The organism is Leisingera sp. F5 (assembly GCF_001593695.1).
In genome coordinates, this window is record NZ_LUKH01001448.1 from 1 (window position 1) to 1,023 (window position 1,023).

At 60.6% G+C, this 1,023-nt stretch carries 1 protein-coding gene; it reads right to left on the minus strand.

The features are described from left to right. Nucleotides 1-281 precede the first annotated feature (281 nt). On the minus strand, nucleotides 282-977 hold the full coding sequence (locus tag A2I95_RS42160) for an RraA family protein (RefSeq protein WP_291738186.1): 696 nt from the start codon (nucleotides 975-977) through the stop codon (nucleotides 282-284). Between the last annotated feature and the right edge of the window lie 46 nt (nucleotides 978-1,023).

A 1,023-nucleotide genomic window follows, 5' to 3' on the forward strand; every position in this document is an offset into this window, starting at 1 on the left:
AACGGAACTTCCGGGTCGCCGAATACGGCAACCCGCCCTGTGCTGCGAAAAATTTCAGCAGTTTGCGCCGAATTCGGAGTTTTTCAACAAAATGGGCGGTTTCCGGAAGTTCGCTGCGGGTGCGAGCGCGCCCCAGACTCACTGTAGAAGCGGACGCTCAGCGAGCTGCCTTCGTCAACATTCCGGCAGAAGACAAGCTGCCTTGCACAAGAGCACTACTGCTTGACCAAAACAGACAGCTCATTCGTCAGTCGCGCCACGGCGCACTTGCTGCCCCAATTTTAAGTTCGCGCCTGTTCGAAAGCGGCCCAGGCTTCTTCGAAACTGGCAAAGCCGAAACCTTCGCGGCGCGCTGGTTCCAGGATCAGTTTCTCCGTCTCCAGGAGCTTCCGGATAGCACGTCCCAATAGCGGCACGACGTCCGCCGGAATGACGAGCGCGCCATGGCGGTCGGCGTGGATCAGGTTCCCGTCCTGCACTTCCATCCCGAAGACAGTGACTGAAGTACCTATTTCACGCACATGAACGAAACCGTGGCTGGGACCGATCGAACCGGCAACGACCGGGAACCCATGCGGCAGGTCGCCCAGATCGCGCATGACGCCGTTGGTCAGCGCACCGGAAAGACCGAACCCTTTGTGGACCGTGGTGTTGATCTCTCCCCAGTAGGCGCCGATGCAGTCCGGGTAGTCGAGGTCTTCCACCACCGCCACGCCCGGGCGCGGACCCTCAGACATGTGCCTGTAGTAGGCCATGCGCCGTTCCCGGATTATCTCTGGCGGTTCAGCGGGCGGATTGACGGCCGCAATTTTGGCGGTGCAGGCGTAGCCCACGATTGCGCCTTCTTCCGGCGCAGAGCACAGCATGGTGCCGCGGGTGAAATTGGCAAACCCGCGCTTGCCCTGGGCAACTTCGATTGCGTTGCAGACGGTGGGGGTGTCGACCGATTTCAGCAGGTCCAGAAGAGAGTTGTCCATTAGGCCTCCAGCCAGCGGGCCAGCGCCGCTGTGGTTTCTTCAGGTT

Bases quoted from the DNA above. Each gene is read 5' to 3' on its own strand.
- A2I95_RS42160 (WP_291738186.1), bottom strand. From the start codon at position 977: ATGGACAACTCTCTTCTGGACCTGCTGAAATCGGTCGACACCCCCACC.